Source organism: Actinomycetospora corticicola, assembly GCF_013409505.1.
Taxonomy (GTDB): Bacteria; Actinomycetota; Actinomycetes; order Mycobacteriales; family Pseudonocardiaceae; genus Actinomycetospora; species Actinomycetospora corticicola.
In genome coordinates this window covers 4,452,195-4,473,220 of the sequence record NZ_JACCBN010000001.1, presented here as the reverse complement: position 1 = coordinate 4,473,220, position 21,026 = coordinate 4,452,195, and the positions used below count along the sequence as shown (strand labels likewise).

The window sequence follows — 21,026 nt, the reverse complement described above, 5'->3', positions numbered from 1 at the left end:
AAGGCCACCTACACCCGGCGCGCCCAGGCCTCCGCGAACAGGTAGAGGCCGAACGCGATGAAGCCCAGGGCCACCGCCAGCAGCAGGAACACCCCGAACGGCTGCCCCGCGAGGGTCTTGAGCGCCGCGTCCAGCCCGCCCGCCTGACGCGGGTCGGCGGTGAACGCGGCCAGGCCGAAGAGCACGCCCATCACCGCGAACGCGACGGCGCGGAGCACGTGCCCGGCCACCCCGAGCCACACCGTGGGGCGCTGCGCCGAGGCGGGCAGCCGGGAGCGGTCCAGCTCCTCGAGGAAGTCGCGCCGGATGCCGGTCCACGCCGTGGCGCCGGCGGCGATCAGCACGACCAGGGCCACGAGGGCGATCAGCACCCGTCCTCCCGGGAGGGCGAGCACCCCCGCCGTGGCCTCCTGCGAACCACCGGTCGACGAGCCGGACGACCCGGTGACGAGCAGCCGCACCCCGAGGACCGCCACCCCCAGGACGGCGAGGGCGCGGGCGCCGCTGCCGATCCGCTTCTGGGCGCGGTCCCACCCGCTGGCCCACCGGTACCCGGCGATCGCGGCGAGGCTCTGCCAGACGCCGAACGCGACCAGCCCGAGCACGATCACCACGATCACGACGACGCCGAACGGCTCGCCGGCGATCGCGCTCAGCGCTCCCTGCTGGTCGGCCTGACCGCCCCCGGAGAGCGCGATCTGCACCGCGATCCCCCCGACGAGCAGGTGGACGAGCCCGTAGGCGGCCAGCCCGACGCGACCGAGGAGCTCGACCCCGCGGGCCGGTGCCTCGCCCTCGCCGCCGCGCCCGAGGCCCTCGAGCGCGCCACGGACCTCCCGGGCGGCCCGTTCCGCGCCGCCGCCGTTGCCGTCGGACCGCTCGGTGCTCATCCGCCGTTGCAGGTGATCTCGGGTTCCGGGTTGTAGCGGACGGTGCGCGGCTCGGACTTCGTCTCGCCCGTGCGGACGTCCTTCAGGACCCGGGTGTCGGTGATGGTGAAGCCGCCGACGCCCTTGGACGGCTTGCACCTGGGGTTGTCCGAGAGGTCGCGGGTGCCGGGCGCCACGGGGTTGGTGCGCGGGCCGGTCTGCGACGTCACGTCGTAGCGCTTCTGACCGTAGATCTGGACCTTGATCGACGCCGGGGTCCACTGCGTGCGGATGAGCACCGGGGTGTCCCCGTCGTTGCGGAACTTGAGGTCGATGGCGCCCTCGAAGACGGTCGCCTCGCGGCCCGCCGGGTAGCGGCTGATGTAGTAGCTGTGCTCCTTGTGCTCGACCTGCTGCAGGCCGGCGAAGTAGGAGGCGTTGTACAGCGTCGTCGCGAACTGCGAGATCCCGCCGCCGATGCCGCGCCCGGGCACCCCGTCGTCGATGATGCCCGCCTCGACGAAGCCCTGACCCGCGTCACGGGGACCGGTGAAGCCGTTGAGGCTGAACGTCTCGCCCGGCTTGATCGTGGCGCCGTTGACGATCTCGGCGACCCGCTTGATGTTCTGCCCGGAGTCGGCCGCGAACCCGCCCGACTGGAACTCGCCGATCACGGTGGCGGGGCCGAGGGCCTGCAGCGCCTCGGTGGTGACCTTCGGCGGCGTGGTGGTGTAGACGGCGTTCACCGCGCGGCCGTTCGCGGGCGGCGGGGCGGCCGGCGTCGCACCCGGCGGCACCGGGGGCGGGGTGAAGGTCGTCGGCGGGGTGGGGTCGGCCTCGCGCCCGAGCGCCTCGACGAGTCCCTCGAAGGTCTTCGGGTAGTCGATGGTGCGGCCGGTGACGGCGGGCACCACGGTGGCCGCCGCGCCCTCGAAGGCGAACGTGGCGTCCTTCGGCTCGGCCTCGGTCGAGGCCAGGTCGCGGTCGGCGACCCGCTCGGCGGCGGGCACGTCGACCCGCGGCGTCAGCCCGCCCGACCCGTCCGGGTCGAACTTGAGGAACGACCCGATCTCCTCCGGTGAGAGCGTCGCGTTCTTCGCGTCGCCGATGACGTAGGCCGGGCCGGCGACGGCGGGCGTCGCCACCTCGCGCATTGCGGTGTCGATGCCGTCCTGGGTGACCGTGACGGGCTGCTCGGTGACGGGCAGGCCGACCGGGGCGGAGTCGAGCCAGTGGGCGAGGACGACGTCCGGTGCGGTGCGGCTGTCGACGATCGCGCCGGGGACCGACGGCACGGGGACCGGGCGGTCGCCCTCGAAGCGGATCGTGCCCTCCGTCGAGGGCCGGTCGAGCTGCGGGCGGGCCGCGTCGACGGCCTGGCCGATCGCGACCGGGTTGCCCTTGCTGATCGGGGCGATCTCGCGGTCGGCGAAGAGCGACGACAGCCGGGTGAAGGGGTTGAGCGGCTGCTCGCCCGCCTCGTCGATGGTGGCCGCGACGTCGAGGTCGAGCCCGGCGGTGCGCGGGTCGAGCGTCGTCGTGCGGGCCTCGGGGCCACCGCCCGCGACGAGGGTGACCGGCCGGGAGACGCGCGGCCCGAGCTCGGTGCGCAGCGTCTCCTGGGCGGCGAGGCGGTTCATCCCGCCGATCTCGACGCCGGCGACGGTGACGCCGCGGGGCACGTCGGTCGCCGACACGAGGAGGTCGCCGACGTAGAGGACGGCGAGGAGGCCGACGACGGCCGCGCCCGCGATGAGGAGCTTGCGGCGGGAGCCGCGCCCCGACCCGTCGTCAGGAACATCGCTTCCGTCCTGCGGCGGACCCGCGACCGGCGGGATCTGCACCGTGGCCTCGGCGTCGGGGTCGTACCCCGCCGCGCGTGGGGGCGCGGTGTCGGCCGACATCGCCCGCGTCGCCTCGGCGTCGGACTCCGCGGAGTCGCCGCCGGCGGCGTCGAGGCGGGTGTCCCCGGGGGAGTCCGGAGAAGGCGGTGTCGTCACAGGTACAGCCCCGTCCCGCTGGTCGGCTCGATGTCCTCGCTGGCCACGGCGTGCACGTCGCGCTCGCGCATCACGACGAAGGCCCTGCCGTCGACCTCCACCTCGGCGTGGTCGTCCGGCCCGTACAGGACCCGGTCGCCGACCTTGACGGTCCGCACGTGGTTCCCGGTGCCGTACACGTCCCCCCAGCTCAACCGCTTCGACACCGACGCCGTCGCGGGGATGACGATGCCTCCGGTGCTGCGGCGCTCGCCCTCGGCGGCCGAGGGGGAGACCAGCACGCGGTCGTGCAGCATCTGGATTTCCAGCCGGGTGTCCGACACGCACGAATCGTACGGGGAGGTCGGTATCCCTCGGCGGGTGGGCGGGCCGCGTCGGGGCGTGTCGCAGCATGCGTTCCGACCCTGGACGGCAAGCAGCCCCGTGGCCCTGCCAGGTCGGGGGTCCGGCAGCGCCACGGGGCTCGTGAGGGGTGTCGTCCGGAGCCCGCCGTTCGTTACCGCCCCGCGGAGCTTCACTCGTCCGGGCTAGTCACGACCTCAGTCCCGCCCGAGCAGGAAGCGCCCGAAGTGCGGGACGGTGAAGGCGATCCAGCCGCGCTCGGCGGAGAACACCAGACCCTTGCGCAGCAGGCTGTCGCGCGCCGGGGACAGCGAGGAGGCGCGTTTGCCGAGGTGGGCGGCGAGCTTCGCGGTCTGCACCGCCTCGTCCCGACCCTCGGCGAGCTCGGCCATGCCCTGCAGGTACTCGCGTTCGGCGGGCGTGGCGCGCTCGTAGCGGGAGCCGAAGAAGCCGACGGCGAGCTCGGCGCCGGCGTCCGGCGCGGCCACCCGGACGTCGTCGACGTCGATGGGGCTCTGCACCGCCGCGTCCCAGGCCGCCTTGCCGTAGGCCTGGACGAAGTAGGGGTAGCCGCCGGAGACCTCGTAGAGCGCGTCGAGGGCCGCCGGCGTCAGCTCGGCGTCCTCCCGCTTCGCCGGGGCGGTCAGCGCGAAGTCGGCGTCGGACCGGTCCAGCTGCCCGATCCGCACGTACCGGAAGAGCCGCTCGGAGTACGACTTCGACGCCGAGAGCACGGCGGGCAGGTGCGGCAGGCCCGCGCCCACGACGACGAGCGGTGCGCCGGACTGGGAGAGCTCGTGGCAGGCCGCACACAGGGCGGAGACGTCGTCGAGCTGCAGGTCCTGCATCTCGTCGATCAGCAGCGCGACCCCGACCCCGACGTCGGCCGCCAGCTCGGCCACCACGCCGAACAGCTCGACGAGGTCGATCTCGATGTCGCCGGAGTCGGCGCGGCCGGTCAGCACGGGCGCGTCGATCCCGGGCTGCCAGCGGTCCTTGAGCTTGGCGTCCGGCGGGGTCGCCTTGAGCGCGAAGGCCTTCAGGACGCCGAGCGTCTCCTCCACCCGGTCGGGGGCGCGGTGGCGCACGGCGAGGTCGCGGACCGCGCGGTGCAGGGCGGCCGAGAGCGGACGGCGCAGGTCGGCGTCCGGCCGGGCCTCGATCTTCCCGGCCCCCCAGCCCGCCCGGACGGCCATCGAGCGCAGCTCGCCGAGCAGCACGGTCTTGCCGACGCCGCGCAGCCCGGTGAGCACGAGGCTGCGTTCGGGCCGTCCGCGGGCGACCCGCTCGAGCACGACGTCGAAGGCGTGCAGCTCCCGGTCGCGTCCGGCGAGCTCCGGGGGTCGCTGTCCCGCGCCGGGAGCGAACGGGTTGCGCACCGGGTCCATGGCCACCTCCGGGGGTCCGATCGGAGCGTATGGCGCTCTCTAGATCAGGTCCGATACATCCGGAGAGACGGCGATCGGCGTGTCGCGGTGTGACGGCGGAGACAGTGGGTCGCTGTGGGACACGGTGTATCGGTTACCTTTGGTACGGGTAACCGCAAGTAACAGTGACCGTCGGTACGGAGGAGTTCGGCACCATGACCACCGTCGAGAACACCCCGAGCGCCACGCGGCGGGACGACGTCGCGGAGCGTCTGCTGCGCTCGGCGGGCGAGCTGTCCTACGACCCCCTCCAGGAGGTCGACTGGGAGACCCCGCTGGACCCGGCCCACCACGGCTGCAGCCCGGAGTGGAGCACGCTCTACGGCACGGCCTACTGGGACGAGCTGACCGAGGCCCAGCGCGCGGCGCTGACCCGGCAGGAGGCCGCCTCGGTCGCCAGCACCGGCATCTGGTTCGAGATGATCCTGCAGCAGATGGTCATCCGGGACTTCTATGCGAAGGACCCGACGGACCCGGCGTTCCAGTGGGCGCTCACCGAGATCGCCGACGAGTGCCGCCACTCGATCATGTTCGCCCGCGGGGCGGAGAAGCTGGGCGCGCCGGCGTACCGCCCGGCCCGCCACGTCGTCGAGGGCGGCCGGGTGTTCAAGGCCGTGGCCACCGGCGAGGCGGCCTACGCGTCGATCCTGGTCGCCGAGGAGGTCCTCGACGTCATGCAGCGCGACTGGATGCGCGACGACCGCGTCGCCCCGTTCGCGCGCACGATCAACAACATCCACGTGGTCGAGGAGGCGCGGCACATGCGCTTCGCCCGCGAGGAGACCCGCGAGCGCCTCGAGGGTGTCGGCCCCGTGCGTCGCCGCGTGCAGGCGCTGCTCGTCGCGTTCGCGGCCTTCTTCATCGTCACGAGCATGTGGAACAAGCAGGTCTACGCCAACGCCGGGCTCGACCCGAAGCGCGCGCTGCGCGAGGCCAAGGCCAACCAGCACCACCGCGCGATGCTGCGGTCGAGCTGCGCGGAGCTCATGGAGTTCCTCGGATCCGTCGGCCTGCTGACGCGTCCGGCGCGGGCGATCTACCGCGCCGCGCACATCCTCTAAGAGGTCGAGCCGTGCCGTTCGCGATCACGCAGTCGTGCTGCGCCGACGCCTCGTGCGTCTCGGCGTGCCCGGTCAACTGCATCCACCCCGCGCCGGGCGAGCCCGACTTCGGGTCGACCGACATGCTCTTCGTCGACCCGCGGGCCTGCATCGACTGCGGGGCGTGCGCCGAGGTCTGCCCGGTCGACGCGGTGTTCCCCGTGGAGAACCTGGTGGGCTCCCTGTGGGAGTACGCCGAGGTCAACGCCGAGTACTACGCGGATCGGGACGCCCCGGCGGCGCTCGCCGGGTCCCCGCTGTTCCACGCGTGGGACCCGGTGCGCTTCGACCGCGTGCTGCCCGCCGACTTCCCCCGCCTCGACGTGGCGGTGGTGGGCAGCGGGCCGGCCGCGATGTACGCGGTGGAGGACCTGCTCCTGCACACCACGGCCCACGTGACGATCATCGACCGGCTCCGCGAGCCGGGCGGCCTCGTCCGCTTCGGGGTGGCGCCCGACCACGCGTCCACCAAGAAGGTCGGCGAGCACTTCGCCCGCTACCACGACCATCACCGGGTGACGCTGCGGTTGGGCGTCGAGGTCGGGCGCGACGTGACCGTCGAGTCGCTGGGCCGGCAGTACGACGCGGTGATCTACGCCGTCGGCGCCGCCGAGTCCCGCGACCTGGGTGTCCCCGGCGAGGACCTGCCGGGCAACCTCGCCTCGACCACGGTCGTGCACTGGTACAACGGCCACCCCGAGGTCCCGGCGTCCGCCGTGGATCTGTCCGGCCCACGCGTCGTGGTCGTCGGCACCGGCAACGTCTCGCTGGACGTCGCGCGCGTGCTCGCCGCCGACCCGGCCGCCCTGTCCGGCGTAGCTCCGGGTGCCCTGTCCGCGCTGCGCGGCAGCGCCGTCGCCGAGGTCCTCGTGCTCGGTCGGCGCGGGCCGCGTGATGCGTCCTGGACCCGCGGCGAACTGCTCGGCCTGCTGCGCCGGGACGACCTGGAGGTCGTCGTCGACGACCTCGACCCGCGGGTGGCCGCCGAGATCGCCGCTGCCGGGACTGCGGAGACGGCGAGCCTGCTGCGCGACGTCCCGCTGCTCTCGGCGTCGCGAGTGCTGTCCTCTTCCCGACGGCGGGTGGTGCTGCGCTTCCACGCCGCCCTCGAGGAGATCGTGGGCGCCGACCACGTGACCGGGGTCCGGCTGGTGGGCGGGGAGGTCGTGGAGGCGGGCGTCGTCGTCCGGGCGATCGGCCACCGCGGCCGCGCCGTGCCGGGGCTGCCGTTCGACCCGTCGTCGGGAACGGTGCCGCACGTCGAGGGGCGGGTGCAGGACCTCCCGGGCACCTACGTCGTCGGCTGGATCAAGCGTGGCGCGTCCGGTGGCATCGGCGCGAACAAGGCTGACGCGGCCGAGACCGTGGCGTCACTCATCGCCGACGGGGCCGCCGGGGTGCTGGGCTCCGGTGCCTCGCGCAACCCGGTCCGCCGGGCGCTCGGGCGGTTGTCGCGGCGCTGAGGTCGGCCCCGTTCCGAGCGAACGGCACTCTCGCGCGCATACATGCTGCGAAGGTGCCGCTCATTCGGGGCGGTGAGCCCGACCTCGGTTCGCGAGGTTCACGTGAGGCATGTCCGACGGCCCGCAGACCTGCTTGTTGTGAACCTCGCGCCGGCCGGTGATCCGGAGGGTGCGCGCCCTCGCCGCGAGGTCCACGTGAGGCATGGGCCCGAGCCCGCGACCCTGCCCCATGTACATCTCGCGCGCCATCGCGCCGTATCGGGTTCTCTCGCTCCTGGGCTAGACAACCGTAGACGGCGCGATCGACGGGGGATCGCGGTGTATCCGGCTCTCTCGCACGAGAGCTAGACGGACCGAGAGAATGCGATCGCCGGACCGGGGCCGCTCCGACGATGCGGCAAACCTGCCACTGGATGACAGCAACGACGCTTCGCTGCCACGGGAGCTGCCACGGGATCAGGGCCGGCGCAGCGCGTCCAGTCCCGGCCAGACCACCGCCATGAGCATGTCGGCCAGGAGGTCGGCGGGTTCCTGGTCACCGGCCGGGCGTTCCGCCCCGAGCCACCAGTCGGTCAGCCCCTCGGCGGCGCCGACCAGGGTGTGGGCGACGGGTTCCGCCGCCTCGGCCGACCCGCCCAGCTCGGCGGCGAGCAGCTCCGCGGCGCGCCGGACGATGCCGCGGCGGGCGGCGTCGACGGTGCCGGCGAACTCCCCGGTCGAGGCCTGCCGGTAGAGGACCGTCCAGCCCTGGCGGTGCGTGGTGACGGCGCCGAAGAAGGCCCGGAGGGCCCGCCGCAGCCGCGCGTCCGCGCTGGAGGCCCCCGACCCGTCGTCGGGAAGAGCGGCCGTGGTCAACGTCGAGACGAGCCGGTCCGCCTCCCGGGCCAGGCACGCGGCGAACAGCTCGTCCTTCGTGCCGCCGTGGGCGTAGACCAGCGGTTTCGACACGCCCGCCCGGGCCGCGATGGCGTCCATCGACGCCCCGTGCAGGCCCTCCTCGGAGAACACCGCGACGGCCGCGTCGAGCACCTGGCGACGGCGCACGTCGGGCGCGAGGCGGCGGCGGGTCCCGGAGGTCACGCTTGCATCTTATCTACTACTGCGTAAAGTAGCGAACGTCAGCGGGACCGCTGGTACCTGGAACCTCACGTCGGAGTGGAGACCGTGGCCGAGAAGATCGACGTCAACGAGCTGGGTCGCAGCGTCGACCTCAAGAAGCTGTCCGACGACGAGCTCGTCGGGGCCCTGCGCGACGCGCTGGCCGAGCCCGAGGGTGCGAAGACCGTCGACGCCTCGGTGTTCGCGCGGCTCGTCAAGGGCGCGAGCAAGTCGCAGCTCGAGGCGGTGATGAACTCCGACGCCCGCCGCCCCGTCATCGACGCGATCTTCGGTCGGATGAGCGAGTTCTACTCGTCGAAGGGCGCCGGCTCGAAGCGCCAGGTCGTGCACTGGCACGTGACCGGTGCGCCCGGCGGCGGCAGCGACGACTACCAGACCGCCATGCAGCACGGCGTCTGCAACGTGTCCACCAGCCTCGACGAGGAGCCCCGCACCGAGCTGTTCATGAACGGCACGGAGTTCCTCAAGGTGGTCACGAACAACGCCAACCCGATCACGCTGTTCATGACCCGCAAGCTCAAGGTCTCGGGCGACGTCGGCTTCGCCACCGCCCTGCAGAAGATGTTCACGATCCCCTCGGCGTAAGGCAGCGATCATGACTTTCTCCATGGAACTGTCCGAGGAGCACACCGACCTCAAGGACTGGGCCCACGGGTTCGCCGCCGAGGTGATCCGGCCCGCGGCCGAGGAGTGGGACGAGCGCGAGGCCACCCCGTGGCCCGTCCTGCAGGAGGCCGCGAAGATCGAGCTCTACAACTTCGAGACGCTCGCGTCCTTCTGGGGCGACGAGACCGGCCTCTCGCTGCCGATCGTCAACGAGGAGCTCTTCTGGGGCGACGGCGGCATCGGCATGGCCATCTTCGGCACCACCCTCGCCGTCGCCGGCATCTTCTCCTCGGGCACGCCCGAGCAGATGGTCGAGTGGATCCCGCAGTGCTACGGCGACGCCGACGACGTCAAGGTCGCCGCCTTCTGCTCCTCCGAGCCCGAGTCGGGCTCCGACGTCGGCGCCATGCGGACCAAGGCCGTCTACGACGAGGCCAAGGACCAGTGGACGCTCTCCGGCGCGAAGGCGTGGGCCACCAACGGCGGGATCGCGAACATCCACGTCGTCCAGGCCGTCGTCGACCCGTCGCTGGGCACCCGCGGCCAGGCCGGCTTCATCATCCCGCCGAACACGCCGGGGCTGGAGTCGACGCGCAAGATCAAGAAGATGGGGCTGCGGGCCTCGCACACCGCCGACGTCTTCCTCGACGACGTCGTCGTGCCCGGCTCGTGCCTGCTCGGCGGCAAGGAGAAGCTCGACGAGCGCCTCGCCAAGGCGCGCGAGGGCAAGCGTTCGCAGGGGTCGGCCGCGATGCAGACCTTCGAGCTCTCCCGCCCCACGGTGGGCTCGCAGGCCATCGGCATCGCCCGCGGCGCCTACGAGTACGCCCTCGAGTACGCGAAGGGCCGGGAGACGTTCGGCCGTCCGATCATCGACAACCAGTCGATCGCGTTCACCCTCGCGGACATGAAGACCGAGATCGACGCCGCCCGCCTGCTCGTCTGGCGGGCCGCCTGGATGGGCCGCAACGGCGTGCCGTTCGAGGCGGGCGAGGGCTCGATGTCCAAGCTCAAGGCCGGCCGCGTCGCGGTGTGGGCCACGGAGCGGGCCATCCAGATCCTCGGCGGCGCGGGCTACTCCCGCGAGCACCCGGTGGAGCGCATGCACCGGGACTCGAAGATCTACGACATCTTCGAGGGCACCGAGCAGATCCAGCAGCTCGTCATCGCCCGCAACATCTCCGGCCGGCACATCGCCTGAGACTCCCTGCCCGCACGAGGGGGGCGGGCAGGGTCCCGCGAGAACGCTCCCCCGGCACGGCCCCGGTCGCTCCTCGAGCGGCCGGGGCTCTCGTCGTCCTCCCCTTCCCGACGTCGGGTCCTCCCGCGGGTCGGCCGCACCGGCGCGGTTCAGCGCACGGGGCCCGCGAGGCGCGCCAGCAGTGGGGCGACGGCGAGCACGATCACCAGCCCGACGACGAGTCCGAGCAGCGGGAGTCCGGGCGCCGCGATGCCGGAACTGACGAGCAGGGCGGTCGCGCCGGCCGGGGCGTGGTGGGCATCGGCGACGGTCAGCACCACCAGCGTCAGCGCGACCGCACAGCCCTGTGCCGCGATCTGGACCCAGGTCTCGTGGTGGGTCACCGCCACCGACGGCGCGTTCCACAGCCCGAACACGGCGAGTGCGAGCAGGCCCAGGACGAGAGCGGAGCCGTGGCCGACGATCGCGTTGCGGGCGCGGGCGGTGACGTCCCGGGGATGGGCGACGAGCAGGTAGGCGGTCGGACCGAGCGTCGCGGTGAGCCACACGCCCGCGCCCGAGAGCAGGCCCGCCGCGCCGACCGCCGCGAGCAGCAGCCCGACCGGGAGGCCGATCCGCAGCCCGGAGCGCAGGCGTGTCCTCATCCCCGCCACCGGGCGACACCGGGTCCGTCGAGCAGGTCGTACGCCGGCGCACGGCCGCACGCCCCGGCGACCAGGGCGAGGGCGGGACCGGCCACCACGTCGCCCGTCCCGTGCGCGAGGTCGACGTCCGTGGCCTCCAGCCGCACCCCGTCGAGGCGGCCGCGGGGCAGGAACGGCCCCACAGCCCGTGGCGTGGTCAGGAACGCCAGTGACGGCCGCACGTGCGCGGGGTCGACGTGGTCGACCGACGCGTACCCCGCCAGCGCCCACAGGACGTCCACCGAGTGGACCAGGACGTCGGTCAGCGAGGCCGCGAGCGGCAGCCCCGGCGCGTGGAAGGTCGACCCGGCGTTCGCCTCGAGCACGTCGACCAGCTCCGCCGTGTCCCGCTCGCCGAGCGAGCGCGCCCACGCGTCCATGGCCCCGGACGGGCCCCGGTGGCGCACCATCGACAGGACCATCCGCGGCAGCGAGACCTCGAACGGCGTGATCATGTGGGCGAGCACCTCGCGGGTCCGCCAGCCCGCGCACAGGCTCGGCCGCTCCCAGTCCTCGTCGTCGAGCGCCCGGAACCGTCGGACCGCCGTGAGACGCTCGGCGCGCAGGATGTCCTCCACGCCGCGCACCGTAGGGGCCCGGCCGCCGGCGCGGAGGAGCACCCGGTGGCGACGACCGGGTTTCCGACGGGTGACGCCGGGCACATACGAGACACGACCTGTCGTCAGGAAAGGACGTGCCATGGCCGTCGACATCGGACAGTCCCCGGCCGACGGCGGCCTCGAGGCCGACCCGTCGGGCGCGCCGCACCAGCTGACCGAGGCCCGGGGCACCGACTACTTCTCGGTGCGCCACCGCTTCACCACCCAGCAGTGGGACACGTTCATGGCGGTCCGCCGGTTCGTCGACCACGAGGTCCTGCCCGTGGCCGCCGAGGCGTGGGACGCGGCGCAGATGTCGTGGGACGTGATCAACCGCCTGCCGGAGCTCGGCGTGGTCGGCGACGACATCGAGGGCAACGGCTGCCCGGGGCTCGACCCGCTGTCGTGCGGGCTCGTGTCGATGGAGCTGGCGCGCGGCGACGGCAGCCTCGCGACGTTCCACGCGGTCCAGTCCGGGCTCGCCATGAAGGCCATCGACATGCTCGGCTCCGAAGAACAGCGGGCACGGTTCCTGCCGGGGATGGCCCGCCTGGAGACGGTCGGGGCGTTCGGCCTCACCGAGCCCGACCACGGCTCCGACTCGGTGTCGCTGGAGACCACCGCGCGCCGGGACGGCGACGAGTGGGTCCTCGACGGTCGCAAGCGCTGGATCGGCAACGGGTCGGTGGCCCACCGCACCGTGGTGTGGGCCCGGAACACCGAGTCCGGCGACGTCCACGGCTTCGTGGTCGACACCACGACGCCGGGCTACGAGGCCAGTGTCATCCCGCGCAAGGGCTCGATGCGCTCGGTGTGGCAGGCCGACATCCGGCTCGACGGCGTCCGCGTCCCGGAGTCCGACCGGCTCCCCGGGGCCCGGACGTTCAAGGACACCGGGCGTGTCCTCGCCACCACGCGCGGGACCTGCGCCTGGATCGCGCTCGGGCACGCGACCGCCGGCTACGACGCCGCACTGCGCTACGCGCTCGAGCGCACGCAGTTCGGCAAGCCGCTGGCGTCGCTGCAGATCGTCCAGCAGCGGCTGGTCAAGATGCTCGCGGAGCTGACCGGCATGCAGCTCTACTGCATGCAGATCGCCCAGCTCGCCGAGGAGGGCGACCTCTCGCCCACGATCGCCGGCCTCGCCAAGATGAACAACACCTCGAAGGCACGGTGGATCCTCTCCGAGGCCCGGGACCTGCTCGGCGGCAACGGCATCCTGCTCGACAACCACGTCATGCGGCACATGGCCGACATCGAGTCGGTCCACACCTTCGAGGGCACCGAGACGATCCAGACGCTGATCGTCGGGCGGGAGATCACCGGGCTCGGCGCCTTCACCTAGGCCCGGCTCACCGCCACCACTTCGGGCCCTTCACCTCGACCGACCCGAAGGCCACCCTGCCGGTGACCACGACGTGCGGGCGACCGGCGGCGGACCCGTTCCGTCGCTTGTCCTCGATGCTGCCGGCGGTGGCGCTCACGCCCTCCAGCGAGGCGCTCGCCGTCTCGGGGAGGCGGAGTTCCACCGAGCCGAGCGTCATGTCGACGTCGATCTCGACGACGTCGTGGTCGATCACGGCCTGGGTGAGGTCCAGCTCCGCGGAGCCCAGCCAGCCGTCGATCTCCATCCGTCGCGGTACCGCCCAGGCGCCGGAGCGCTTCACCGACCCGAGGGTGGCGTGGAGGGCGACGGTGCCGCTGGTGTCACCGCCCGCGTAGGCGTCGCGCGGGGTGCGGCCGCGGTCGCGGGACTCGGCCTCGGTGCGGGCCCGCGCGCGGTCGGGGTGGTCGAGCGGCAGGTCGACGACGAGGGTGTTCAGGTCCCGCCGCGTCCGCGCGGTGATGGCGAGCCCGGAACGCCGGTCGAACTCGAGGGTGTCGATGAGCCCGCGGGTGACGGCGTCGTGCAGCAGCCCGACGACGTGCTCGCGGTCGTCGTGGTCGACCGGGAGGTCGGCGGGAGAGGGCGGCAGGTCCCCCGTCGGGTGCTCTCCCGACGGCGGGTCGCCCGGAGTCGGTGGGGCCACCGTCACGTCGGGGGTGGGGCCGTCGGTGCTGGTCTGCTCGCTCATGTCGACCAGCGTCCCGCGCGGGACGCCCTGGCACCTCGGGGTCCGACCCTGAGGTCGATCGGGGTGTCTCGGGCTCTCTCGCGATCGCCGTAGACGGCGCGATACGAGCCGAGCGACACGAACCGGTGACGGTTGCGGGCGATCGACTAACGCCCTCGTCGGTGTCGGCGATGAGCGAGCATGACCCGTTCGGCCCAACGACAGGTGGGCGTCCGGAGGGTCCCACTCGCCCGAGGAGAACCGCTGTGACCGTTCCCGCCGCTCGCGGGCCCCGCCGTCCCGCCGTCCGGACGCCGCACCCGGCCCTCGCGGCGACACCACCGGCCGTGCCCGAGGCCCGCCGACCCCCGGAGGACGTGCCGGAGGCCGTCTCACCCCGCGACCGCGCGATCCTCATGGCGGTCGCCGCCGGACGGTGCACGATGAACCCCGACGCGGCCGAGGGCCTGCTCGTCGACGGGCGGCCGTGCTCCGATCAGTTCGCCGGGCACCGCCTGGTCCGGGCGGGCCTCGCGCGGCTCATCGCGCAGCCGCCGGGCCGCCCGTGCACCGTGGCGCTCTCCCCGGCCGCCGTCGCCCTCCTGGGGCTGCCGATCACGCTGTGACGGGTCGGCCCGCCGCGTGCCCGGTGGTCACCGGCAGGTGCTCGTAGCCGCGCAGGATGCGGGTCCGGCGCCGGACCGGCTCCCCGGCGGACGTGAGGCCCGGGTAGCGCTCGAACAGCGCCCGCAGCGCCACCTCGCCCTCCATCCGGGCGAGAGCCGCCCCCAGGCAGTAGTGGATGCCGTTGGAGAAGGCGACGTGGTCACGGGCGTTCGCCCGCCCGACGTCGAACGCGTCCGGGTCGGTGAAGACCTCGGGGTCGCGGTTCGCGGCGGCGAGCACCGTCACCACGAGCGACCCGGCCGGGATCCCCTGCCCCGCCACGACGGTGTCGCGGCGTGCCGAGCGCGCGGTCCGGGAGACCGGTGACTCCACCCGCAGCACCTCGTCCACCGCGTTGGCCCACAGCGTGGGGTCCGCGGCGAGCCGGTCCCGCTGGTCGGGATGGTCGAGGACCAGCCGGGTGCCGTTGCCGATGAGGTTGACCGTCGTCTCGAACCCGGCCGCGAGCACGAGCAGGGCGGTGCTGGCCAGCTCCGGCTCGGTCAGGCGGGACCCGTCGTCGTCGGCCGCGGTGACCAGCGAGGAGAGCAGGTCGTCGCCCGGCTCCGCGCGCAGCCGGCGCAGGTGCCCGCTCATCCAGTCGTGCAGCGCGGCCACGTTGGCCTGCACGGTCGCCCACTGCTCCCGCGGCAGCCCGAGGTCCAGCGAGGCGGCCGCCCCGTCGCCCCAGGCCAGGAACTGCTCGCGCATCGAGGTCGGCACGCCGAGCATCTCCGAGATGACCGTGACCGGGAGCAGGCTCGCGTAGCGCGCGACCAGGTCGACCGACCCCGACCCGTCGTCGAGCGTGTCGAGCAGTTCGTCGGCGATCTGCTCGGTCCGCCCGCGCAGCGCCGCCACCCGCTTCGCGGTGAACGCGCGGGTGACCAGCCGCCGGTACCGGGTGTGGTCCGGGGCGTCCACCGCCAGCATCGACGGCGGGTCGATGGGACCCGGGTGCGGCGGCGGGCCGGCGAGACGCAGGGCCAGCCGGACCGGCGCGGGCATCGAGCCGTCGCGGTTCGCCACCCCGAAGTCCTCGCTGCGGAGCACCTCGGTGCACACGTCGTGATGGACGGTGACGCGGGAGAACGCGCCCTCGGCGAACGGGCGGTGCTCCCGGAGCCGCTCGTAGTGCGCGAACGGGTCGCCCTGCAGCTCGGGGTCGAGGAGCAGCGCGGCGTCGGCGTTGCCGCGGCGGGCCTGACGGCGGATCGCGGCCCGCATCACCCCGTGCGTGGCCGCCCAACGGACCGTGTCCCGGATCATGCCGAGCGATGGTACGCGACGGTACCGATCGGCGTCCGCGTCCGCGGTCACATCGCACGGGAGTCACGGGCACGGCGGCGGGTACACCCGCCTCCGTGCGCACCACCGTGGCCGCCCGAGGCACCCTGCCCGCCGACGAGGCGTGGGAGCGCTACGCCGATCTCGACGCCTGGCCGCGCTGGGCCCCGCAGATCACCGGGGTGACCGCGCCCGCGCGTCGACTGGTGCCGGGCCTCGAGGGCGTGGTCCGGGCCGCCGGGGTGGTGCACGTCCCGTTCACCGTGCTCGCCGTGGACGAGACGGCGCGGACGTGGACCTGGCGGGTGCGGGTGGGCCCGGTGCAGCTCGTCCTGCAGCACGGTGTCGAGTCCGACGGCGCCGGCTCGCGGACCTGGCTCGTCACCGACGGCCCCGCCCTCGTCGTCGCGCCGTACACGCCGGTCGCGTTCGTGGCCCTGCACTCGTTGGTGCGGCCGTGACCGGGGACGCGGCGCCGCCGAGCCCGACCGGGGGAACCGCCGTGGTCCTGGTGTCGGACACCCACGCCCGGTGGATCCCGGACGAGGTGTGGGCGGCGGTGGACGCGGCGGACCTGGTGGTGCACGCGGGGGACTGGACCGACGTGGCCACGCACGACGCGTTCGCCGCCCGGTCCCGGGAACTGCTCGCCTGCTGGGGCAACAACGACGGGGACGACCTCCGGGCCCGGATGCCCGAGGTGGCGCGCGCGACGGTCGGGGGTCTGCGGCTGGCCGTGGTGCACGAGACCGGGGACGCGCGCGGGCGGGAGCGTCGGTGCGACGCCTGGTTCGGTCCGGACACGGACGACCCCGCGGACGTGGTCGTCTTCGGCCACAGCCACATCCCCTGGGAGTCCACGACGCCCGGTGGGGTGCGGCTGCTCAATCCAGGTTCACCCACCGATCGCCGTCGACAACCGTTCTGTACGTTCATGTCGGGTTCGGTGAGCGACGGAACGCTCTCCATCACCCTTCACGACCTGCCTCCGCGCCCCGGACGGCCGCGCTGACGATCACTCGTGGTCACGGCGGCCGGCCGTGGTCGGCGTGTCAGGTCGGCGTGTGGCGGCACCGGTGCACCGATTTACGGCACCGGAGCAACGTCCGGCCGCCCTGGACCGTCCCCCTTCACGAGCACGGTCAGTGATGCCCGTACCGTTCTCCCGACATCGGGGGTGCGGGCAGCGCACAACCGGACCGCACGCGGACGACCAGACGAGAGGACGGCGACCGGCCGACGGTTCCCGACACGGGGCCCACGCCGAACGCCACGACGACGAGGACTCCAGGAACGCTCCCCAGCACCATTCCTCCTCGAGCCCCTGCCTTCGAGACGAAACGGCCGATGACGCTTCTAGCCGAGAGACCTGCCGACGAGGTCGACGAGAGTGAGCTCGTCGTCGGTCGTCGTATCCAGGAGTTCTCGCAGCTCGCCGGACCCGTCCGGGAGCTGGACGGGGACCCCGCGGACTACCGCGTGTCCTACCGCGGTGTGGACGCCGTCCACGGCAAGGGGCGCGTCTGGCGCTCGCTGCTCGTCGCCGGCCTGAACTTCGCGTTCGAGGCCCTGTTCTTCCTCTGGCTGCTCCACCCGTCGCACCGGCCGCCGGTCGACATCAACGCCCCGGCGTTCGCGACCTATGCGAACTGGGTGGTCATCGGCTCGATCGGCCTGATGGAGCTCCTCCGGCTGATCAACGTCTTCTCGCTGTCGCTGGCCTCGGTCATCTCCCGGGACCCGGTCCCGGTCCCGCCGGTCGCGAACCAGCGCGTCGCCTTCCTGACGACGATCGTCCCCAGCAAGGAACCGATCGACGTCGTCCGCGGCACGCTGCAGGCCGCGCTGCGCATCCGCTACCAGGGCATCCTCGACGTCTGGATCCTCGACGAGGGCGACGACCCGGCGGTCCGCGCGATGTGCCGCGAGCTCGGCGTCAACCACTTCACCCGCAAGGGGATCGAGAAGTACAACCGCAAGAAGGGCGCCTTCAAGGCGAAGACGAAGCACGGCAACTACAACGCCTGGGTCGCGGAGCACGGGGACTCCTACGAGATCTTCCTGTCCGTCGACCCGGACCACGTGCCGCTGCCCAACTACGCCGAGCGCATCCTGGGCTACTTCCGCGACCCCGACGTCGCCTTCGTCGTCGGCCCGCAGTGCTACGCGAACGACGAGACGTTCGTGACGCGCGCCGCGGAGTCCCAGCAGTTCCCGTTCCACTCGCTGATCCAGCGCGCCGCCAACCGCTACAACGCGGCGATGCTGGTCGGCACCAACAACGCCATGCGGATCAGCGCGCTCAAGGGCATCGGCGGGCTCTCCGACTCGGTCACCGAGGACATGGCGACCGGCCTCAAGTTCCACGTGAACCGGAACCCGCTGACCAAGGCCCGCTGGAAGTCGGTGTACACCCCCGACGTCCTCGCCGTCGGCGAGGGCCCGTCGTCGTGGGGCGACTTCTTCAGCCAGCAGATGCGCTGGTCCCGCGGCACCTTCGAGGTGCTGCTCACCGAGTTCTGGCGCCGGCTGCCGATGCTCTCGCCGGGCCGGGCCCTGCACTACATCCTGATCACCACGTTCTACCCGTCGATGGCGATCGGCTGGATCCTCGGCGCGGTCAACGCGGTCCTGTTCCTCGCGCTCGGGGTGCAGGGTGTCGTCGTCCCGGTCCAGCTCTGGCTGGCCCTCTACGTCGACGCGACCGCCTTCCAGCTCTGGGTCTACCTGCGCAACCGGCGCTACAACGTCAGCCCCTACGAGGCCGAGGGCTCCTCCGGCGTCAAGGGCATGCTGATGTCGATCTTCGCGTCGCCGATCTTCGCGGCCTCGCTGCTCGCGACGCTGCTGCGGCTGCCGGCGAAGTTCGTGGTCACGCCGAAGGGCCTGTCGTCCAGCGCGGACCACATCCTCACCTTCCGCCGGCACCTCCAGTGGGCGGTCCTGCTGCTCGGCGCGATCATCACGTCGATCTTCATGGGCTACGCCACGCCCGCGGTGCTGCTCTGGCCGTTCGTGGCCCTCTGCGCCTGCCTCGCGCCGCCCGCGCTGTGGATCGTCGAGCGCGTGGTGGGCCGCCAGCCGGTCATCACCGCCGAGCCGGCCCGGACCTCCAGCGGCCACACCGGTATCACCACCGAGTCGCTCCAGCGCGCGGCCCTCGACGCCATGATCGCCGAGGGACCCGCCTCCGCGCCGTTCCGCTCGCCGCTGGTGGGCAAGCTGCCCGAGGGCTGGATCCGGACCGGCGACCGCCGCGGGGTGCCCGCCGGTGTCGGCGCCGGCTCCGGCGCCGAGGCCGGGCCGCGCACCGAGGTGGCGGGCGAGCGCTACCGTCCGCTGCCCGCCGGCTGGGTCCGCCAGGGCGAGCCCGGCGCGGAGACCGCGGTCGGACCGGCCCCGATCTCCCCGGCCGTCGGTGTCCCGGCCTCCGGACCGCGTCCGCCGAGCCCGGGCCCGCGCCCGAACCGACCCGCCGATGCCGGTCCCCCGCCGGCAGGACAGCGTCCGCGCCCCGTCCCGACGTCGGGTCCGGCCGGCGGCCAGCCGGGTCAGCCCGGCCAGGCAGGTCAGCCGGGTCAGGTCGGTCAGCCGGGTCAGGCCGGTCAGCCGGGCCAGGTCGGTCCGGCCGGTCAGCCCGGGAACGGACAGGCCCCGCGTCCGGGTGGGCCCGCCCAGCGCCCCACGCCCGTGCCCCGCACGACGGCGCCGCGCCCCGGCCCGCAGCCGGGTCGCCCCACCCCGGAGCGTCCGGCGGCCGAGCAGCCCCGGCCCGACCGGCGTCCGGATCAGCCGCGTCCCGATCAGCCGCGCCCGGACCAGCGTCCCGAGCCGGGTCGTCCGGTCCGTCCCGAGCCGCACCGGCTCCGGCCGGCCGCCGCGGGAGCGACCCCGGACGCGACGCAGCAGGCCGCGTCCGAACCGGCCGCGACCGTGCACCGCAACGAGATCACGCCGCTCGAGCGTCGGTCGCGGACGTCGGCCGACGGCCGCCCGGCGCGCACCGGACGCAACGGCGCGCCGGTCGAGGCGCCCGCCGCCAACGGGGCGACCGCCAACGGGGTCCCCGCCAACGGGACGCCGGTGAACGGTGCCCACGGCCCGGCCGCGAACGGCACCTCCGCGAACGGCGCCTCCGCGAACGGCGCCAACGGCGTCGGGCACACCGAGGTCACACCCCGCGGCGGCGACACTGGACCCGACGACGGCCTGTCGACGAGCGAGCGTGCGCTCCACGCGTCGACCGTCGCGGTGCGGGTGGTCGCCCTGGCGGCCGTCGCACCGCCGGCGGGTCGTCCCGAGGACGGGCGCCGTCGCGTCCGTCAGCCGGAGCAGACCGAGGCGAGCTGACCGGTCCCGGTCCGTCCACGCGGCGGTGATCCGGTCGGGCCCGTCGCACGAACACGAGATGGTGCCTCGGGCGTGACCGGGGTGCGGACGGGTCCCGTCAGTGCGGATGGGACTCTGAGGCGCGGACCCGACCGGTCCGCCGCAGGACGACGACCACGAACGACACCGGGGGTGGCTCGGCAGGATGTCGGCACGACGGAGGCACATCGCCTCGGGCGCGCTCGCGATGATCGCGGCACTGACGCTGGCCGGATGTTCCGGCGGAGGCACCTCCGAGGAGCCGGCGTCGCCCCAGACGATCGTCCCGGCGGCGGCCTCGGAGTTCTGGGTGGACCCGGCGTCCACCGCGGCCAAGCAGGTCGAGGAGTGGCGCAACCAGGGCCGGAGCGCGGACGCCACGGAGCTGGAGAAGATCGCGCGGCAGCCGGTCGCCCGGTGGATCGGCAGCGACGGCAACACCGCCGACGAGGTCCGGGGCCTCGTCGGGCAGGCGAAGGCGGCGGGCCGGACGGCCGTGCTGGTCGCCTACAACATCCCCAACCGCGACTGCGGGCTGTACTCGCAGGGCGGAGCGTCGGACGACGGTGACTACCGCAACTGGGTGAGCGACTTCGCGTCCGGTCTCGGCGGGACGAAGACGATCGTGATCCTCGAGCCCGACGCGCTGCCCCAGACGCTGACCAACTGCGAGGGCCAGGGCGAGCAGGAGGGCCGCGAGGCCCTGCTGGCCGGGGCCGTGAAGACGCTGTCGCAGGCGGGCGCCGAGGTCTACATCGACGCCGGCAACCCGGGCTTCGTCACCGACACCGGCAAGCTCGCCGACGGGCTGCGGAAGTCCGGGGTGGACCAGGCGGCCGGCTTCGCGCTGAACGTCTCGAACTTCCAGTCGACCGACGCCGTCGAGTCCTACGGCAAGAAGGTCTCGGACGCGGTCGGCGGCAAGAAGTTCGTCATCGACACCAGCCGCAACGGCAACGGGCCCTACACCAGCTCCGACGACAAGAACTGGTGCAACCCGCCCGGCCGCGCCCTCGGCACCCCGCCGACCCGCAGCACCGGCGATCCCCGGGTCGCCGCGTTCCTGTGGATCAAGGAGCCGGGTGACTCCGACGGTGAGTGCCGCGGAGGCCCGAAGGCCGGCGACTGGATGCCGGACTACGCACTCGGCCTGGCCAAGGCCGCGAAGAGTTCCTGACGACGGGTCCACCCCGTCCCGGCCGGAGGGCCCCCTCGCTCGATCCACTCGAGCGAGGGGGCCCT

The 21,026-nt window shown here is 73.5% G+C and carries 19 protein-coding genes; 10 read left to right on the top strand and 9 right to left on the bottom strand.

Annotation, left to right across the window (positions count from 1 at the left end; translation table 11 throughout):
• Nucleotides 1-8: 8 nt before the first annotated feature.
• From BJ983_RS21800 to BJ983_RS21785, 4 genes are all read right to left on the bottom strand, one after another.
• Nucleotides 9-890: a DUF1206 domain-containing protein gene (locus BJ983_RS21800; protein ID WP_179795735.1), complete on the bottom strand. Its 882-nt coding sequence runs from the start codon at nucleotides 888-890 to the stop codon at nucleotides 9-11.
• Complete coding sequence (locus BJ983_RS21795) at nucleotides 887-2,869, bottom strand: VanW family protein (protein ID WP_179795734.1); 1,983 nt, start codon at nucleotides 2,867-2,869, stop codon at nucleotides 887-889. The genes BJ983_RS21800 and BJ983_RS21795 overlap by 4 nt, the downstream gene beginning before the upstream one ends.
• Nucleotides 2,866-3,165, bottom strand: a complete 300-nt coding sequence (locus BJ983_RS21790; RefSeq protein WP_179798102.1) for a GroES family chaperonin — start codon at nucleotides 3,163-3,165, stop codon at nucleotides 2,866-2,868. The genes BJ983_RS21795 and BJ983_RS21790 overlap by 4 nt, the downstream gene beginning before the upstream one ends.
• Nucleotides 3,166-3,408: 243 nt before the next feature.
• Nucleotides 3,409-4,599 carry an ATP-binding protein gene (locus BJ983_RS21785; protein WP_179795733.1) on the bottom strand — a complete coding sequence of 397 codons (1,191 nt, stop codon included), beginning with the start codon at nucleotides 4,597-4,599 and terminating at the stop codon, nucleotides 3,409-3,411.
• A gap of 194 nt (nucleotides 4,600-4,793) precedes the next feature.
• Between BJ983_RS21785 and BJ983_RS21780 the strand changes: the two genes are divergently transcribed.
• Nucleotides 4,794-5,699 (top strand): AurF N-oxygenase family protein, encoded by a 906-nt coding sequence (locus tag BJ983_RS21780; RefSeq protein ID WP_179795732.1) that lies wholly within the window; start codon nucleotides 4,794-4,796, stop codon nucleotides 5,697-5,699.
• Between the two features lie 11 nt (nucleotides 5,700-5,710).
• Complete coding sequence (locus BJ983_RS21775; RefSeq protein WP_179795731.1) at nucleotides 5,711-7,201, top strand: FAD-dependent oxidoreductase; 1,491 nt, start codon at nucleotides 5,711-5,713, stop codon at nucleotides 7,199-7,201.
• A gap of 456 nt (nucleotides 7,202-7,657) precedes the next feature.
• Here the strand turns inward: BJ983_RS21775 and BJ983_RS32475 are convergent, their stop codons facing one another.
• Nucleotides 7,658-8,281 (bottom strand): TetR family transcriptional regulator, encoded by a 624-nt coding sequence (locus BJ983_RS32475; RefSeq protein WP_179795730.1) that lies wholly within the window; start codon nucleotides 8,279-8,281, stop codon nucleotides 7,658-7,660.
• Between the two features lie 84 nt (nucleotides 8,282-8,365).
• On the opposite strand from BJ983_RS32475, the gene BJ983_RS21765 reads away from it, so the two are divergent.
• The gene (locus tag BJ983_RS21765) at nucleotides 8,366-8,905 is read left to right on the top strand and encodes an SCP2 sterol-binding domain-containing protein (RefSeq protein ID WP_343054292.1); all 540 of its coding nucleotides are present in this window, start codon (nucleotides 8,366-8,368) and stop codon (nucleotides 8,903-8,905) included.
• A 22-nt stretch (nucleotides 8,906-8,927) separates the two neighbouring features.
• On the top strand, nucleotides 8,928-10,127 hold the full coding sequence (locus BJ983_RS21760; protein ID WP_246325633.1) for an acyl-CoA dehydrogenase family protein: 1,200 nt from the start codon (nucleotides 8,928-8,930) through the stop codon (nucleotides 10,125-10,127).
• Between the two features lie 149 nt (nucleotides 10,128-10,276).
• On the opposite strand, the gene BJ983_RS21755 is transcribed toward BJ983_RS21760, so the two are convergent.
• Nucleotides 10,277-10,771: an HPP family protein gene (locus BJ983_RS21755; RefSeq protein ID WP_179795727.1), complete on the bottom strand. Its 495-nt coding sequence runs from the start codon at nucleotides 10,769-10,771 to the stop codon at nucleotides 10,277-10,279.
• A complete protein-coding gene (locus BJ983_RS21750) occupies nucleotides 10,768-11,388 on the bottom strand; it encodes a maleylpyruvate isomerase family mycothiol-dependent enzyme (protein ID WP_179795726.1) in 621 nt (206 codons plus the stop codon). The genes BJ983_RS21755 and BJ983_RS21750 overlap by 4 nt, the downstream gene beginning before the upstream one ends.
• Nucleotides 11,389-11,509: 121 nt before the next feature.
• Here BJ983_RS21750 and BJ983_RS21745 point away from each other — a divergent pair, with 121 nt between their 5' ends.
• Entirely contained in the window at nucleotides 11,510-12,754 is a 1,245-nt protein-coding gene (locus BJ983_RS21745; RefSeq protein WP_218890401.1) for an acyl-CoA dehydrogenase family protein, read from the top strand.
• A gap of 7 nt (nucleotides 12,755-12,761) precedes the next feature.
• Here BJ983_RS21745 and BJ983_RS21740 read toward each other — a convergent pair whose 3' ends face one another.
• Nucleotides 12,762-13,484: a DUF1707 SHOCT-like domain-containing protein gene (locus BJ983_RS21740; protein ID WP_179795725.1), complete on the bottom strand. Its 723-nt coding sequence runs from the start codon at nucleotides 13,482-13,484 to the stop codon at nucleotides 12,762-12,764.
• A gap of 245 nt (nucleotides 13,485-13,729) precedes the next feature.
• On the opposite strand from BJ983_RS21740, the gene BJ983_RS21735 reads away from it, so the two are divergent.
• A complete protein-coding gene (locus BJ983_RS21735; RefSeq protein ID WP_179795724.1) occupies nucleotides 13,730-14,089 on the top strand; it encodes a hypothetical protein in 360 nt (119 codons plus the stop codon).
• On the opposite strand, the gene BJ983_RS21730 is transcribed toward BJ983_RS21735, so the two are convergent.
• Nucleotides 14,079-15,398 (bottom strand): cytochrome P450, encoded by a 1,320-nt coding sequence (locus tag BJ983_RS21730; protein WP_179795723.1) that lies wholly within the window; start codon nucleotides 15,396-15,398, stop codon nucleotides 14,079-14,081. The two genes, BJ983_RS21735 and BJ983_RS21730, sit on opposite strands and share 11 nt — an antisense overlap.
• Nucleotides 15,399-15,493: 95 nt before the next feature.
• Between BJ983_RS21730 and BJ983_RS21725 the strand changes: the two genes are divergently transcribed.
• The 4 genes from BJ983_RS21725 (at nucleotide 15,494) to BJ983_RS21710 (ending at nucleotide 20,961) form a co-directional block, all read left to right on the top strand.
• Nucleotides 15,494-15,877 carry an SRPBCC family protein gene (locus BJ983_RS21725; protein ID WP_343054291.1) on the top strand — a complete coding sequence of 128 codons (384 nt, stop codon included), beginning with the start codon at nucleotides 15,494-15,496 and terminating at the stop codon, nucleotides 15,875-15,877.
• The gene (locus BJ983_RS21720; RefSeq protein WP_179795721.1) at nucleotides 15,874-16,428 is read left to right on the top strand and encodes a YfcE family phosphodiesterase; all 555 of its coding nucleotides are present in this window, start codon (nucleotides 15,874-15,876) and stop codon (nucleotides 16,426-16,428) included. The genes BJ983_RS21725 and BJ983_RS21720 overlap by 4 nt, the downstream gene beginning before the upstream one ends.
• 335 nt (nucleotides 16,429-16,763) lie before the next feature.
• Nucleotides 16,764-19,766, top strand: coding sequence for a glycosyltransferase family 2 protein (locus BJ983_RS30250; protein WP_218890400.1), 3,003 nt, complete (start codon nucleotides 16,764-16,766; stop codon nucleotides 19,764-19,766).
• A 184-nt stretch (nucleotides 19,767-19,950) separates the two neighbouring features.
• The gene (locus tag BJ983_RS21710; RefSeq protein ID WP_179795720.1) at nucleotides 19,951-20,961 is read left to right on the top strand and encodes a glycoside hydrolase family 6 protein; all 1,011 of its coding nucleotides are present in this window, start codon (nucleotides 19,951-19,953) and stop codon (nucleotides 20,959-20,961) included.
• Nucleotides 20,962-21,026 lie beyond the last annotated feature (65 nt).